The following is a 16,383-nucleotide window of genomic DNA, read 5'->3' on the forward strand; positions in this document are numbered from 1 at the left end:
CTTCTCCGTTTTTAATAACTTCGTTTGATTTTTGATTTACTGCATGCATAGATGCACTCATCTCTTCTACTGCTGCTGCACTTTCTTGTAAGCTACTTGCTTGCTTTCTTGCACCTTCGTTTATATCTTTAACACTTGTTTTTAGTATTTTAGATTTATCTTGTAGGTTTCTTGCAGTTTCAAGGTTTGTTTTTAACATATCTCTTATTTGCTTACCTAACATATTAGTTGCAAGTTCTACTCTACCTTTAGCATTTTTTATTTCATTTCTAAAGTCGTTTTGGCTATATTCATCAAATATCTTTTCAATTGAATTTGTATTAGCTCCAACTTTTTCTTCTAAAGTATCAAGCATTTTATTTAATACATTTTTTAATTCAATTAATTGTGGGTTTGCAGGATTTAGAGTAATTCTTGCTTTTAAATCTCCGCTTTCAATTGCTGCTGCTGTTTGAACGCTTTGTTCTACTGCTTCTTCATCTTTTAATAAAGATAATTTAGTTTTTTCTATATTATCATTGATTGCTTTTGCCATAGAGCCAAATTCGTCTTTAGAATGTAAGATGATTTCGTGAGCGTCTTCTTTTTCGTGGTTTAGGAAAGAGAAGAATTCGTTAATACCATTATTTAATTTGCTTAAAGATTTTACTATTAGCATCATCACATATACAATATAAGGGATAAAAACCACTATAAATACAAATAAAGCAATAATAGATGTCGTAACAAAACTACTATTGATTAAATTTTCTAACTCGTGAGTATTCTTATCAATCTCATCTAAATAAACACCTGTTCCAATCCATAAAGAATTTGTATTAGGTATTAATGCTATATAAGATAATTTTGGTGCTGTAATATCAGTGCCTGGTTTAGGGAAAGGAAAGGTTACAAAACCACCACCAGAATTAGCCTTTTTGCTTAATTCTTGAATAAAAAAAGTCCCATCAGAAGCTTGCATACCTTTTAAATCTTGTCCTATTAACTTTTTGCTAACTGGGTGAGCTACTGCTGTGGTATCTTTATAAACGAAAAAATACCCATTTCCATTGTCGAATCTAAAATTTTCTATAGCTTGTGCTATATAATCAATTTTCTCTTTTTCACTCTGTAAATCTTTTAAATGAATTGAAAGCGCATTAATCATTGCATCAGTTGATATTTTTAATTTTTCTTCTATATCAACTTGCATAATTCTTGCTACCTCATTTGAATTAGCTTGAATTGTCTTTTGATTATTATTGTAAAATAAATAAAGCATCAAAAATAAAACAAACAATCCTAAAATAATAACAAAACCAAGTTTTGCTTTTATAGTTTTTAACATTACATACTCCTTTTGAAACTTTAAATAAAACATAATTTTAAAATTTAAAAATATAAATAATGTTAAATTTAATTAAGATTTTAGGAATTTCAAAATTGAAATTCCTTTTTTACTTATTTTGCTTTAGATTTGCTAACTTCTTGCATTTTTATATAAGGTCCAAATCTATGTTGCTCTATGCTAAAATCATCATCATAAGGAGCTACATCCATATCAAGTGGTTTTGTCCTTCTATCAGGAAAATCTGCTTCACGATTAGCCTTAATTGGTCTTGGTTTTGAATTAATATAAGCTGCCACATCAAAAGCTTCTTCATCACTTAAAGTAGCATCACCTTTTGGCATATTACCTTTAATATACGAAGCTGCTTTTATTAGTCTATACATTCCAGCACCTGTGTTATAGCTATCATCTCCCCATAAAGCAGGATATACATAATATCCACCTTTTTGCTCGTCATTCGTTATACCTGCCCCATCTTCGCCGTGACAAGCCGAGCATTTTTCTTCATAAATAACTTTACCTTTTTTAGGATCAGCTGCTCTATTTAATAATTTTACTTGAGTAAGTCCTTGCCCTTCAACATTAGCACCTACTGGCACACCTTGGCTTAAATAGTGCATATAAGTTACAATTGCTTTCATCTCTACTGAATTAATAGGCAATGGCTTACCATTCATAGAGCGTTCCATACAGCCATTTATACGATTTTCAAGAGTAGCGACTACATCGCCTCTAGCTAAGTATTGTGGAAATCTAGCATAAATTCCTACAAAACCTGATTCATAAGGAATAGTCCCGCCATTTGCGTGACAGCTGCTGCAAGATAAATTATTTCCTGCATATCTTTTACTCTCATCTTTTGCCTTTGGACCTATGTAATATGTGGTTTCATTTAGGATTTTATTGCCTAAAATCACCGCTTCAATATATTTTGAGCCTTTAGGTAATTTTTCTTCATCTAAATACCCATCATCATTCATAGCACTCGGCACTACCCAATTCATTTTAGCTTGTTTAATGCCTGTTTCTGATTTGGTTTTATTCACACTTGGGTCTATCGCAAATGCAAAAGATGATAATAATAAAATCATACTAATTTTAGTTTTCATAACTTCTCCTTAAATTGATTTAAGAAAATGCTAGGATTTTTATGTGAATTTAATGTGAAAAATAAGCATAAAAATCGTAAAAAATTACAAAATTGTTACAAATTTACAAAAAATAAATAAAACTAAGAGAATTTAAAAAAATGAAGTATTAATTTTGATATTCTGTATTAAGTCAATTATAAGTATTATATTATTAAAATAAAAAACTAATATAAAGGAGAGAAAATGAGTAAAAAAATTAATATAATTATGGCTAGTACGTTATGTTTTATATCTACAGGTTGCGTTATGCCAGAACTTTTAAATGTAAATAATGTTATAAACCATAACAACAATTCTAATACTAACACAGCTAAAATCATAAGAACATATCCTGATAAAACCATAGTAACTCAAGGAAATATGAATTATGGTAAAAAATGTGCGTTCAAAACAGACCCTAGAAATAATAAAGTTGTAGAAGTAGGCTATGTTATACAAGATGCGTGCTTGCCTGATTGGTGTAAAAAATGGTATGACAATGTAGATTTAGAACCTAAATCTGATTCTGATAAATTTCAAGTTGATACTTGCCATAGTTTTATAATATATAATGCGTCATTAGGATATAAATTGATAGAAGATTAATAAAAGATTAAATAAATTATGCCTTTAACTTTTTAAAGCATAATTTATTAATCAAAAAACTAAAAAATAAAATCTTTAAACCAACAATCAAATTCTTTTACACTTCATCTTTAAATACTTCTTCTCTTACATAAATTGTGCATTCTTCTTTTTCATCTAAGCTTCCGTCCCATTTATAAACAGCTAATATTTCTCTTAATAAAGCTATTATTTCTTTTTCATTTAATGTTTTATTATCTCTTATAGAAAGTATTTTATAGACTTTGTCATAAACTACATTATCAATCTCTTGTTTGATATCATAATCTAAAATTATCCTTATATGTTCGCCTTTATAATATAAAATCCACAAAGATTTATTAAGCTCTGCATGGTCTAGTTCTGGGTCATCAAAATACATACAATTCATAAACCAGCAGTCTAATTCTTCATCTATTACAATATACCAATCATAAGGAAATTTATGATGTTGTTTGAGATACCAATCATTAGTATGCTTAATACAAATATCTACAAAAGAATATTTCTTCTCTAATCTATCATCAATAATTGCGTTTTTAAAAGCCATAAAATATCCTAGCAATTAGAAATTAGCTTAATGCTAATTCCTAATTAAATTCCAAAATGATTTATTCTTTTATAGCTCTTTTTGTTAGATTAGAATAATGTTCTATTCTTCTATCTCTTAAAAACGGCCACCAGCGTCTTATTTGTTCGCATTTTTTCATATCTATAGCAACTACTACTTCAAGCTCTTCGCTTTCATTGCTTCTAAATAGCTCTTTACCTTGTGCATCATATACAAAACTATTACCCCAAAAATCAATACCATTTTTAGTAGTTTCATTGTTATTTATAAAATGTTTTTTCTCATTTTGAGTAATGCTGCTTTCGCCACTAAGACTTACATCTTCAAAACCAACACGATTTACCCCCACAACAGGCAAACAATTAGCTATTGCATGTCCTCTTTGAACGCCTAGCCACGCATTTAATTGGTCTTGCATAGTTTCACTATCATCGCTAACGCCGTTTTCATAAAGCCAACCAATAGCTGTAGGATATATTAAAATCTGCGCTCCATCTAAAGCCATAAGTCTTGCAGCTTCAGGATACCACTGATCCCAACATACTAAAACTCCTAATTTTCCTACGCTTGTATCAATCGCACGAAAACCTAAATCACCTGGAGTAAAATAAAATTTCTCATAAAAATGCGGATCATCAGGTATGTGCATTTTACGATATTTTCCTGCAATACTTCCATCACTCTCATAAACTATAGCAGTATTGTGATATAAACCTTCTAGGCGTTTTTCATATAAAGATGTAACTAATACGATATTATTATCTTTTGCTACTTCGCTCCAAAAAATCAAATCATTTTCATAATCACTAGCTAGGTCAAAATTATTAGTATTTTGCACTTGGCAAAAATAAGCACTTTGGTGTAATTCTTGTAAAATTACTAATTTTGCACCTTTTTTAGCAACATTTTTAATCTTTGCTTTTGTGATTTCTCTCATATTTTCGCTATATTTTTGTGATACTAAACCAATTTTTAACATATTTTTATCCTTATAAGTTTTCAAGATATTATCAAATTCTAGTTATTTTATATTCTTGATTATTTCCTTTCCTATAGTTCCTACCATTGTTGTATTTGGCGATACATTTTTTAAAATAGTAGCATTCGCACCGATTTTTGCATTTTTACCAATTGTGATATTGCCTAAGATAGTAGCACCTGCTCCAATTATTACTCCATCTTCAATGGTAGGATGTCTTTTACCACTAACTTTACCTGTGCCACCTAAAGTAACCCCGTGATAAATAGTAACATTATCTCCTATAATAGTCGTTTCTCCAATCACAACTCCCATTCCGTGGTCAATAAATAAACCTTTGCCAATTATTGCTCCTGGATGTATTTCTATACCTGTTAAAAATCTTGAAAATTGAGATATAAATCTAGCTATAAAAAATAATTTTTTCTTATACATAAAATGCGCTAAACGATGAAACAACACAGAATGTACACCAGGATATAATAAAAAAACTTCTAATTTATTTCTTGCTGCAGGGTCGTTTTTTAAAATATTTTCTAAATCATATTTTAAATTATCAAACATCAAAAATCCCCATAGAAATATATTTTTCTCCGCCATCAGGAGCTATTGCTAAAATCTTTTTATCATTTGGTAAAGTTTTTGCCAATTCTAAAGCTGCAAATATACTAGCACCAGATGAAATTCCTAATAATAATCCTTCTTTACTAGCTAATAATCTTACCATATTAATTGCATCAGCTTCATCTACACAAACAATATCATCAACCACACTAGCATCATAAATAGCAGGAACAAATCCAGCCCCTATTCCTTGAATTTTATGCGCTCCTGCTGTATTTTTACTAAGCATTGGAGATTGCTCTGGCTCTATTGCTATTACTTTAATATCTTTAAAATGCTCTTTTAATCTCTTACCAACACCACTAATAGTCCCGCCTGTGCCTACTCCTGCTACAAAATAATCAAGAGTTTTAAATTCTTTTATGATTTCTTCTGCTGTTTTCGTATAATGCGCTTTTGTATTTGCTGGATTTTCAAATTGTTGTAAGATTATATATCTATTATCACTCTTTGCTAATTCTAAAGCTTTATTAATAGCACCTTTCATACCATCTTTTCCACTCGTAAGAATTAAATCAGCTCCGAAAGTTTTTATTAAATCTCGCCTTTCTTTACTCATAGTATCAGGCATTACTATGCAAGCTTTATAGCCCATTAATCTAGCAATCAACGCTAAAGAAATACCTGTATTTCCACTAGTTGGCTCTAAAATGATTGAATTAGAATTTAATTTTCCTTGTAATTTAGCTTCTTCTATCATAGCTAAAGCAGCTCTATCTTTTACACTACCGCTTAAATTAAATTTCTCAAGTTTTACATAAACTTGAGCCATTTTGTCATTTGTTAAAGCATTGAGTTTAACTACTGGTGTATTGCCTACTAAATCTAAAATATTTTTCATAATTACCCCTTGTTTTTAAAATAAAAATTTTATTATAAATTAAAAAATTAATTAAAAAGAGTAATTATGAAAATAAAATTATTCTTCAAATATATTCATACAAGAACAATGTAATGAACCATTTTGCCTTACGAAGACTAAGGCATTTACTAAAATAATTTTATGATTAGGTAAAGCTTTTTGTAATTTTTGTCTTACTAATTCATCATTTTTATCATCATAACAAGGCATTATTAAAGCATCATTTACAAACACAAAATTAGCATAAGTGCAGCCTAATCTTTTGCCATTATAATGTTTTGGGCTAGGAATTGGTAGTGAGATTAGATTATATTTAGTTTTTTTAAGCTCATCTTCTAAGGCTTTTAAACTAGCGTAATTTTCATCATTTTCATCTTCGCAAGAACTATAAGCGATAGTATTTTCATTAATAAATCTAGCTAAAGTATCCACATGAGAATCCGTATCATCACCTATAATGACACCATTTTCAAGCCACAAAACTTCTTGAACTTTTAAATATTTTTTAAGTGTATTTTCTATTTCTTCTTTGCTTTGTTGATTTCTATTATCGTTTAATAAACATTCAGTAGTTGTTAATAATACCTTGCCATTAGTATCAATGCTACCACCTTCTAAAATAAAATCAATTTTATTTAGGTCTTTTTTAAGATAATTTTTAAACAAATTTTCATTAAAAGCATTGTCTAAATTAGAACTAAATTTATTCCCCCAAGCATTAAAAACAAAATCCAAATTATTATCAATTGGACCAAAATCTCTAATCCAAGTATCATTAGTATTAAAACAATAAAACTCTATATTATTTAACTTTTTAAACTCATCAAGATTTGCACTTTCGTGATGAACTAAAAGCACCTTACAATGATTTGCAATAGCTTTTGCAAATTCTAAATAAGAATTTAAAATCTCATTTAAATAAGGCGACCAATCACTATCTTTATGAGGTAATGCTAATAATATATATTCACATTTTTGCCATTCTGCTCTCATTAACAAAACACCTTTATATAAGCATAAGCTGCAACCACTAACCATACGCATAAAATTGCTGCCATAATAAATGGCTTAAGACCAGCTTTGCTTAACATATCCTTTCTAATATTTACTCCAAGTGCCACCATTGCTAAACTTAATAAAAATGTATCAAAAATAGCAATATTAGGCTTTATAACATTTAAAGCATATTCTGTATTTAAAATAGGCAAACTTGATATGCCACAAGCTAGTAAAAATCCTAAAGCAAACCAAGGAATTTGATTTAAGAAATTGCCTTTTTTTTCTTCTTTTTTAAATCCAAAACTAAGCATTAATAAAAACGGAACAAGCATTAAAACTCTTACCATTTTTATAACTATACTTGAATTTGCCCCATCAACTCCTATACTAGAACCCGCTCCTACAACATGTGCAACTTCGTGTAAAGTCCCGCCTACTAAAAAGCCAAATAATCTACCATCTAAATCAAATAGATTTTGAACCAATGGATAAACAAACATTCCAATACAACCATACACAACTACGGTGCAAACTGCTATACCAACTCTTGCCGAACCACCTTTTAGCACACTCTCACTAGCTAAAACAGCAGCAGCTCCACAAATACTAGAACCACTAGCAATTAATGCTGATTGTAAAAAGTCTATTTTTAATAATTTTCCTATTAATAAGCCAATAAAAAATGTAGAAAAAACTATAAAAAAAGCAAGTCCAACTCCACTTAAACCAATGCTTTCAATATCACTTAAAGAAATTCTAAAACCATAAAGAATAATCCCTAGTCTTAAAATCTGCTTAGTGCATACTCCTAAAGCACCTGTTTTTTTTAATAAGCTTACATTATGATGTGCGAAATTTCCAATAACAGCTCCCAAAATTACGGCAATTATTAAAGCTGATATTCCAAAGTTCTTAAAAAAGCTTAATTCACCAATAGCATAAGAACAAAATGCTAAAACTACTAATACTACATAACTTTCTATTTTTTTACTTTTATAAATTTTATTTACCCCCAAAGCTACTTGCTCTGGGGATTTATTGTGTTTTTTACTCACTCTTTTTCCATTCTACTTACTGCATTTATACCAATTAAGCTAAGACCTGTTTTTATACATAAAGCAACTTGAGCAAATATTTTTAAATATTGCTCTTCGTTTTCATGTCCAATAACTCTAGTTTCATTATAAATTTTATGAAATGAACTTGCGATTTGTTTTAAATAATCGCATAATTTAGAAAGAGTTCTGCTATTAAAAGCGTCTTCTAAAACATCATTTAAAGCTAAAGCATCAAATAATAAATTAAGTGCATTTTCATCTTTAAAATTACTTAAGCTAACATTAATTACATCATTAAAGTTTTTATTAGCTTTTGCAAATATTTGATGAATTCTTGCGTGTGCGTAGTTTATATAAAAAATAGGATTTGAATTATCTTGCTTTTTAAACTCATCTACATCAAACTCAAGCGGGCTATCACAACGTTTACTTATAAAAATATATCTTAAAGCATCTACGCCAATATCATCTAAAACATCGCTAAATAAAATGACATTACCTTTTCTTTTACTCATTTTATAAGGTTGTCCGTTTTTTAGCAAATTAACCATTTGAGCTAGGATTACTTCAAGATTATTAGCATCATGCCCTAAAGCACTCATAGCAGCTTTTACACGAGCAATGTAGCCGTGATGATCAGCTCCCCATATATTAATAACTTTATCATATCCCCTACTTAATTTATCATCGTGATAAACAATATCAGCTGCTAAGTAAGTCCCCCTACCATCTTCACGCACGATAACTCTATCTAAGTCATCTCCATATTTTGTAGATGCTAAATATAATTTATCATCTTTTAAATATGTTGCTTCGGCTTTTTTTAATTTTTCTAAAGTTTCTTCAAGCTTTGGATAATAAGCAGTTTCGCTTACATAATTATCAATCTTAATTCTAGCATTTGCTAAAGTTTGCTTGATTTCTTTTAAGACTTCATCTTTAGCTAAACTTGCTATTTTGGTTTTGTTATTTATAAAATCATCTTTAAATTTATCATAAAAAATCCTAGCAAGTTCTTGCATATACTCGCCACCATAAAAACTTTCAGGATATTCAACATTTTCTTTTAAAACAAAATCTCTTATAGCTAAAATAACGCTTTCGCCTAATAAATCTATTTGATTACCTGCATCATTTACATAATATTCTGTATCAAATGTATAGCCTAAATGTTTTGCAATTTTATTTAAACTATCTCCATAAATAGCACCCCTTGCGTGCCCTATGTGAAGCGGTCCTGTTGGATTTGCACTTACATATTCAAGCAAGATTTTATAATTTTTTTTAGGACTTTTTGCAAAATCTTCTGGGTTATTTAAAGCATTTTTACATAATTTATCTAAAAAATCATTTGATAATTTGAAATTGACATAAGCATTCACTGCTTCAACACTGCTAAAAATCTCACAATTTTTCAATTTTTCTGCAAAATCTGTTGCAATTTTATTTGGGGCTAATTTAAGCTCTTTTGCAAAGCTAAAGCAAGGCATTGCAAAATGAGCTAAATTTCTATCTTTTGGACTTTCTAAACTAAATTCGCATTCTAATACTTTTGATAAATACTCTTTAATACTTTCCTTTAGCATTAGGCTTTTTGCTCGCTTTTTACTTCATTAGCTTCAGTTTTTTTAGTATTATCAGCTAATTCATCAATTTCATTCACAGGCTTTGCAGTAGTATCATCTGCCATTTCTTTTTTAAATGTTTTAATACCTTTTCCTAAGCCTTTTGCAAGTTCTGGTAATTTTTTACCACCAAATAATAAAATGATTACTAATAAAACAATAATCCAGTGCCATCCACTACCTATTCCCATATTATTCTCCTTTTTTCCATTCTGAAATAAATTTTTTAATGTCTTTATTTAACACTTTTAAGTTTGCTGCTTGGTAAAGTAATTTAAGCTCTTTATAAGCTTTTTCCAAATCATCATTTATAATAAAAAAATCATATCTTCCAATAGCTTGAACTTCAGCAGTTGCATTATGAAGTCTTTTAGCAATTACATCAGGATTTTCTGTGCCACGAGAAACAAGGCGTTCTTTTAATACTTTTTCATTCTCAGGACTTATAAAAACTGATAAAAAATCTTTACCTAATTTATCTTTTACTATTCTAAAGCCTTGAACATCTATATCTAAAATAACATTCTTACCATTTTCTAAAGCGTCATAAATTGGTTTTAATGGCGTTCCATAATAATTCCCATGAACATTAGCATATTCTAAAAATTCATCATTTTTAATTCCTAATTCAAATTCTTCGTGGGTCAAATAATAGTAATTTACACCCTCTTTTTCTCCTGCTCTAGGAGCTCTAGTGGTTGCTGATATTGAAAAGTAAAAATCATTATAATCTTGTGCTAAACGCTCTAATAGTGTGCTTTTGCCCGCACCACTTGGGCCTGATATTAATAAAATTCCTGCCATAATTAATCTTTAAAACTTATATTAATTGATATATTTATATCTTTTATACGATTTTTCGTGCCTTTTGTGCTATTGATAATAGCTTGATTTACTGCTTTTGTAACATTTTCGCTAACTTCACTAATGTCATCATCAACATTTGCTTCTATACTATTAGTAAAATCATTATTTTTTTCTTTTATATCTTCATTATTGTCTAATAATTCTACAACTTCCTCCCCTAACGCTTTTTTAATTTCAATTTCATTTAAATCATCAAAATCACTCACTTTTTCATCTCCTACAATTTCTTGAATATCTTCAATATCATCTTTAATATCATCAAAAGCAGCTAAAGAACCTAATTCATTATCTTGAATATCTTCTAAATGATTATTAACATTCAAATCTTCTTTCACATCTTCAAATTCTTCTTCTAAACCACTATCAATAAAATCATCTTTCATATCTTCAGCTACATCTAAATCACCCGTAACAACATCAAAATCATTTGTTATTTCTGTATTTAAATCATCTTCTAACTCTTTAAAATTATCATCTTCATAACTATCGTTTATATTTTCTTCTAAATCATTTGAACTTGTAAAATCAATATCATCTTGCAATAAATCTTGATAATCTCTACTTAATTCTTCAAAACTTTCAGGTAATGAAAATTCATCAATATTATTCAAATCATCTAAATTTAAATCATTATTTAAATTCTCTTCTAAATCATCTATATCTTTCGTAGTTTTTAAATCTTCTTCTAAAACAATAGCATTACTTAATTCATCTAAATTCTCAATATCACTTAAAGTATCCAAATCTTGCGATAATTCATCATTATTTAAATTCTCATCTTCGTTAAAATCAGATAATTTCGTATCTAATTCATCATCTAAAGAATTTAAATCATCAAGAGTATTTAAATTCTCATCTAACTCATCATTAGTATCATCTAAATCTTGTGCTAACTCATCATCTAAAGAAGTTAAATCATTAGAACTATCAAAATCTTGTGATAATTCATCATTATTTAAATTCCCATCTTCATTAAAATCAGATAATTTCGTATCTAATCCATCATCTAAAGAATTTAAATCATCAAGAGTATTTAAATTCTCATCTAATTCATTATTAATATCATCTAAACCTTGAGATGCTTCATCATTATTTAAATTATCAAGTTCTTCAATATTATCCAATTCTTCACTAAATTTATTATCAACATCATCTAAATTCTCTAAATCTTGCAATAATTCATCATCTAAAGAAGTTAAATCATTAGAACTATCTAAATCTTGCAATAATTCATCGTTATTTAAATTATCAAGTTCTTCAATATTATCTATGTTAAAATCATCTATAGAATTTAATTCATCAGTATTATCTAAATCAAGCTTAGTTTCCAAACCTAAACTATTACCAAAATCATTCAAGTCTAAACTATCTAAATCAGTGATATTATCTATTTTAAATTCTTCCAAATCAATATCATCACTTAATAAATCAATATTATCTAAATCGCTAGTATTAAAATCTTCTTTTAATTCGTCTTTAAAACTATTTATCAAATCTATAAAATCAGTAGGTAAAAATGGTTTATGAATAACTATTGCATCATTACTTGTTTCATTTTTTGCTAATATAAGAATTAATTTTTTAGACATTTGTTGACATAATTTAATATCAACTTCACACTCATTATCAGCTATAATAATATCACAAGGTTCAAGCTCTTCTAAATTATTTATTTCTTTATAAGTAATATTTAATTTTTGCAAACTAAGGCTTATTAATCTTGAAATTGCTGGATTTTTATTAATTAATATTGCATTCATTATACCTTCCTAACTTACAAATAGTTCAAGTTGTAAAAACACTTTTAAAACCAATTCTTTAAAATAAAACAAGATTGTAGCTAAAATTGTCATCAAAACAATAAATGCTATCGTTATTTTTATAGGATAGCCTACCACTAAAAGGTTAAATTGTGGCATTGTTTTCATAAGCAAACCAAATACAAAATCACTAAGCATTGATATAGCAATTATTGGAAACGCAAGGCTAAGACCAATTAAATATATGTCTTTAGTCTCATTCATTATCTGTCTAAACCAACCATCATGCAAAGCAAAATCACCTAAAGCAATACCATTTAAACTCTTTGCCCAAAATAACAAAACCAAATGATGTCCATCATAAGCTAAAAACAAAAGTAATGCAATAAGAGAAATAAAGTGACCAATGATAGGAGTATTTGCACCGGTATTTGGGTCAAGCACGCTAGCCATAGAAAAACCCATAATAAAACTAATATGTTCTCCACTCATTTGTAAAATCGTAAAAGTAAGCTGCAAACAAAGACCTGCAACAAGTCCTAACAAAAGCTCAGTTATAAGAGCAATAACTAAATAATTTGGCGTTATATTAGTATGAGCTAATGGATAGAAAAAAAAAGTCATAATAATAACAAAACTAGACTTAATAACCACAGGAATTTGTAAATGCGAATAAAATGGAAAAAACAAGCAAAGTCCGCTCATTCTAGCAAGTAATAGCATAAACAAAACTATGTTTTGCTCACTAAATAATCTTACGAGTTCCATTCTTGAATAATTTGCTCTAATTCATCTATACATTCATCACAAGATTTATAAATAATATGAGAAAATAAAGCTTCATTTATATATTTATTTTTTTCTAAATTAATTAATATATTTTTAGATTTTGCAAACCTTAATAAATAATTTATATTAATAACTGCACCACTTGTTCCTATGATAACCACCAAATCATCTTCATTAAGATTATAAAATGTTGAATATAAATCAGTATAAAATGGCGCTTGTTCTCCAAAAAACACCACACTAGGTTTAATTAATTTACTTTGGCATTTTTTACAATTTTCAAATTTAAATTCCAAATCATCATTTAAATTAAGCTTAGTAATATCATTACAATTAGTGCAGTGTAATTCTAATAATTTTCCGTGTAAGTGAATTACATTTTCACACCCTGCACGCTCTAATAAATCATCAACATTTTGAGTAAAATTAATAATTTCAAAACGCTTTGATATTTCAGCAATTTTTTCGTGCATTTTATTAGGTTTAACTTTTCTTAATTCAAGTCTTCTTTTATTATAAAACTCATGAACTAAATTAAAATTTTTAATCCAAGTTTGATAATTACAAACTATATCTAAATCATATTGTTCCCACAAACCATCATTATCTCTAAATGTGCTTAAACCAGATGGTGCACTAAGACCAGCTCCACTTAAAAAAACTAACTTACTCATTATTTATCCTTAAAATATCATCACACATTAAAGCTAAATTTTCATCGTGAGTAATTAAAAATAAGGCTGAATTGTTTAATTTAACATAATCAATCAATAATTTCATAGCTATTTTTGCATTTGTTGGGTCAAGATTTCCAGTTGGCTCATCAGCAAAAATAATTTTAGGTTTTTTGCAAAGAACTCTAGCAATACTTACTCTTTGTTGCTCTCCGCCACTTAATTCATTAGCTTTTTTATTTAGAATTTCTTTAATACCTAAAAAATTAATTATCTCATCATCTATTTTATTATTTGATAAAACACTTGCTAATTCAATATTTTCATAAGCTGAAAATCCTTTAAAAAGATAATGCTGCTGAAAAATAATTCCAAAATCATTTCTTCTTATTAATAATCTTTCATCTTCGCTAAGTTTATAAATATTCTTATCTTTATAAAAGACTTCTCCGCTATCAGGTGCTAAAAGTGTTGATAAAATATGCAATAATGTAGATTTTCCGCAACCACTTTTGCCTAAGACGGCTAAAGTTTGTTGCGGATTTAAAGTTAAATTTAAATTGTTAAATAAAACGGCATCGTATTTTTTACCAACACCGCTTGCTTTTAACATTAATTACCCATTTGAGCTGCAACTTCTGCTGCGAAATCTTCGTTTTTCTTTTCTAAGCCTTCGCCAACTTCATATTTTACGAAGCTTTCAATTACTAATTCATCTTTTAATTCAGCTGATTTATCAGCAATAACTTGCTCTACTGTTTTCTTATCATCCATTACATAAAATTGTCCCATTAATGTAAGGCGAGAATCTAAAATTGAGTTATCAGCTATAAATCTTGCCATTTGACCAGGAACAATTTTATCCCAAATTTGCTCTGGTTTATTTTGAGCTTTTAATTCAGCTTTTATATCTTCTTCAGCTTTCTTTAAAACTGCATCAGTAATTTGTAATCTACTTGCAAATTGTGGAATTTTATGAAGTGGCTTTTTAAGGCGAACTAATTCTTCATTTTCTTTTTCAAGTTCAGCACATAAAGCTCTATATTCAGCTTCTACAAATTCCTTATCTAAATCTTTATAACTTAAAACACTTGGTTTCATAGCTGCAATATGCATACAAAGTTGTTTTAAAAATTCTTCAACTTTTGCTTTATTAGCAGCATTATTAAATTTAGCCTTAACGATAACACCTACACGACCATTTGTGTGTAAATAACCACTTAAAGCTTCATTATCATTTGCTTTTAAAGTAGCAAATCTTCTTACAACTAAATTTTCTCCAATAGTTGCGATTTGATTTTTTAGATAATCTTCAAATTTAGCCCCATCAATATTGCTATTTAATAAACTTTCAACATCGCAAACTCCACTAACTTGAACTTGCTCAACTGTTTTATTTACTAAATCTATAAATTTATCATTTTTAGCAACGAAGTCAGTTTCTGAATTGATTTCTACTAAACTTGCTAAATTATTTGAAAGTTTAACACCAATTAAACCTTCAGCTGCTAATCTATCAGCTTTTTTAGCAGCTTTACTTAAGCCTTTTTCTCTTAAGTATTCAACCGCTTTTTGCATATCTCCATCACACTCTTTAAGTGCGTTTTTACAATCCATCATTCCAGCACCTGTGCTTTCGCGCAGGTCTTTTACCATTGCTGCTGTAATTTCTGCCATTACATTTCCCCTTCCATCATAGCTTCTTCTAATACTTCTTGTTTTTCATCTTCGCTAACTTCTGCTCTTTCAACTACTTCACCATCTTGTTCTCTTAAAGCTTTACCTTCTAATATAGCTTCGCACATTTCTTGGCAAAATAATTGAACTGAACGAATAGCATCATCATTACCTGGGATAGGAAAATCTACAACATCAGGATCGCAGTTTGTATCAATTGGAGCTACTACTGGGATTTTTAATCTATTTGCTTCTGCAACTGCAATTTTTTCTTTTACTGTATCAATTACAAAAATCATATCAGGGCGAGTTTTAAGGTCTCTAATACCGCCTAAATAATCTAATAATTTTTCTTTTTTACGATTTAGCATTAATGCTTCTTTTTTAGTTAATAAATTAATGCTTCCATCTTCTTGCATACTTTCAATAACTTCAAGTTTTCTAATTGATTGGCGAATAGTTTCAAAGTTTGTCATCATACCGCCTAACCATCTGTGATTTACATATGGCATTCCACATTTAATTGCATATTCTTTAATAGCATCTGTTGCTTGCTTTTTAGTTCCAACAAATAAAATTGTTTTACCTTCTGCTGCTGCATCACGAACGATATTGTATGTATATCTAAAATATCTAATTGTTTTTTGTAAATCAATTACATAAATACCTTTTCTCTCACCAAAAATGAACTTTTTCATTTTAGGATTCCAGCGTCTTGTTTGATGCCCAAAATGCACACCACATTCTAATAAATCTCTCATTGTAACCATAGGTTTCTCCTTAAAAAATTGTTTTTACCTCCACACCCAAATAC

At 28.6% G+C, this 16,383-nt stretch carries 18 protein-coding genes; 1 reads left to right on the plus strand and 17 read right to left on the minus strand.

Features of this window, described 5'->3' with window-relative positions; all coding sequences use genetic code 11:
* Both KJR01_RS00005 and KJR01_RS00010 read right to left on the minus strand, forming a co-directional pair.
* On the minus strand, positions 1-1,327 hold a 1,327-nt coding region (locus tag KJR01_RS00005), incomplete at its 3' end, for a cache domain-containing protein (protein ID WP_214115724.1).
* A 113-nt stretch (positions 1,328-1,440) separates the two neighbouring features.
* Positions 1,441-2,439: a c-type cytochrome gene (locus tag KJR01_RS00010; protein WP_214115725.1), complete on the minus strand. Its 999-nt coding sequence runs from the start codon at positions 2,437-2,439 to the stop codon at positions 1,441-1,443.
* 225 nt (positions 2,440-2,664) lie between these two features.
* On the opposite strand from KJR01_RS00010, the gene KJR01_RS00015 reads away from it, so the two are divergent.
* Complete coding sequence (locus KJR01_RS00015) at positions 2,665-3,066, plus strand: hypothetical protein (RefSeq protein ID WP_214115726.1); 402 nt, start codon at positions 2,665-2,667, stop codon at positions 3,064-3,066.
* Positions 3,067-3,163: 97 nt separating this feature from the next.
* Here the strand turns inward: KJR01_RS00015 and KJR01_RS00020 are convergent, their stop codons facing one another.
* The 15 genes from KJR01_RS00020 to rpsB all read right to left on the minus strand — a co-directional run bounded on the left by KJR01_RS00020 (position 3,164) and on the right by rpsB (position 16,339).
* Positions 3,164-3,634: a hypothetical protein gene (locus KJR01_RS00020; protein WP_214115727.1), complete on the minus strand. Its 471-nt coding sequence runs from the start codon at positions 3,632-3,634 to the stop codon at positions 3,164-3,166.
* 61 nt (positions 3,635-3,695) lie between these two features.
* A complete protein-coding gene (locus KJR01_RS00025; protein ID WP_214115728.1) occupies positions 3,696-4,634 on the minus strand; it encodes a carbon-nitrogen hydrolase in 939 nt (312 codons plus the stop codon).
* A 42-nt stretch (positions 4,635-4,676) separates the two neighbouring features.
* Positions 4,677-5,198 carry a serine O-acetyltransferase EpsC gene (gene epsC / locus KJR01_RS00030; protein WP_214115729.1) on the minus strand — a complete coding sequence of 174 codons (522 nt, stop codon included), beginning with the start codon at positions 5,196-5,198 and terminating at the stop codon, positions 4,677-4,679.
* Positions 5,191-6,099, minus strand: a complete 909-nt coding sequence (gene cysK / locus KJR01_RS00035) for a cysteine synthase A (RefSeq protein ID WP_214115730.1) — start codon at positions 6,097-6,099, stop codon at positions 5,191-5,193. Before cysK ends, epsC begins: the two co-directional genes overlap by 8 nt.
* A 78-nt stretch (positions 6,100-6,177) precedes the next feature.
* Positions 6,178-7,113 (minus strand): agmatine deiminase family protein, encoded by a 936-nt coding sequence (locus KJR01_RS00040; protein ID WP_214115731.1) that lies wholly within the window; start codon positions 7,111-7,113, stop codon positions 6,178-6,180.
* Entirely contained in the window at positions 7,113-8,174 is a 1,062-nt protein-coding gene (locus KJR01_RS00045; RefSeq protein WP_239803498.1) for a YeiH family protein, read from the minus strand. Before KJR01_RS00045 ends, KJR01_RS00040 begins: the two co-directional genes overlap by 1 nt.
* Positions 8,171-9,763, minus strand: coding sequence for an arginine--tRNA ligase (argS, locus tag KJR01_RS00050; protein ID WP_214115732.1), 1,593 nt, complete (start codon positions 9,761-9,763; stop codon positions 8,171-8,173). Before argS ends, KJR01_RS00045 begins: the two co-directional genes overlap by 4 nt.
* Complete coding sequence (gene tatA / locus KJR01_RS00055; RefSeq protein WP_214115733.1) at positions 9,763-9,993, minus strand: twin-arginine translocase TatA/TatE family subunit; 231 nt, start codon at positions 9,991-9,993, stop codon at positions 9,763-9,765. The genes argS and tatA overlap by 1 nt, the downstream gene beginning before the upstream one ends.
* 1 nt (position 9,994) lies before the next feature.
* On the minus strand, positions 9,995-10,606 hold the full coding sequence (gene gmk / locus KJR01_RS00060) for a guanylate kinase (RefSeq protein WP_214115734.1): 612 nt from the start codon (positions 10,604-10,606) through the stop codon (positions 9,995-9,997).
* A gap of 2 nt (positions 10,607-10,608) precedes the next feature.
* Positions 10,609-12,429, minus strand: coding sequence for a hypothetical protein (locus tag KJR01_RS00065; RefSeq protein WP_214115735.1), 1,821 nt, complete (start codon positions 12,427-12,429; stop codon positions 10,609-10,611).
* A 9-nt stretch (positions 12,430-12,438) separates the two neighbouring features.
* On the minus strand, positions 12,439-13,197 hold the full coding sequence (fliR, locus tag KJR01_RS00070) for a flagellar biosynthetic protein FliR (protein ID WP_214115736.1): 759 nt from the start codon (positions 13,195-13,197) through the stop codon (positions 12,439-12,441).
* Complete coding sequence (locus KJR01_RS00075; RefSeq protein WP_214115737.1) at positions 13,185-13,892, minus strand: SIR2 family NAD-dependent protein deacylase; 708 nt, start codon at positions 13,890-13,892, stop codon at positions 13,185-13,187. Before KJR01_RS00075 ends, fliR begins: the two co-directional genes overlap by 13 nt.
* Positions 13,885-14,505 carry an ABC transporter ATP-binding protein gene (locus tag KJR01_RS00080; RefSeq protein ID WP_214115738.1) on the minus strand — a complete coding sequence of 207 codons (621 nt, stop codon included), beginning with the start codon at positions 14,503-14,505 and terminating at the stop codon, positions 13,885-13,887. Before KJR01_RS00080 ends, KJR01_RS00075 begins: the two co-directional genes overlap by 8 nt.
* Positions 14,505-15,569: a translation elongation factor Ts gene (tsf, locus tag KJR01_RS00085; protein ID WP_214115739.1), complete on the minus strand. Its 1,065-nt coding sequence runs from the start codon at positions 15,567-15,569 to the stop codon at positions 14,505-14,507. The genes KJR01_RS00080 and tsf overlap by 1 nt, the downstream gene beginning before the upstream one ends.
* Positions 15,569-16,339, minus strand: a complete 771-nt coding sequence (gene rpsB, locus KJR01_RS00090) for a 30S ribosomal protein S2 (RefSeq protein WP_214115740.1) — start codon at positions 16,337-16,339, stop codon at positions 15,569-15,571. Before rpsB ends, tsf begins: the two co-directional genes overlap by 1 nt.
* Positions 16,340-16,383: the final 44 nt, after the last annotated feature.

The sequence above is a fragment of the Campylobacter sp. 2018MI10 genome, from assembly GCF_018501175.1.
In the GTDB taxonomy this organism is placed as follows: Bacteria; Campylobacterota; Campylobacteria; order Campylobacterales; family Campylobacteraceae; genus Campylobacter_E.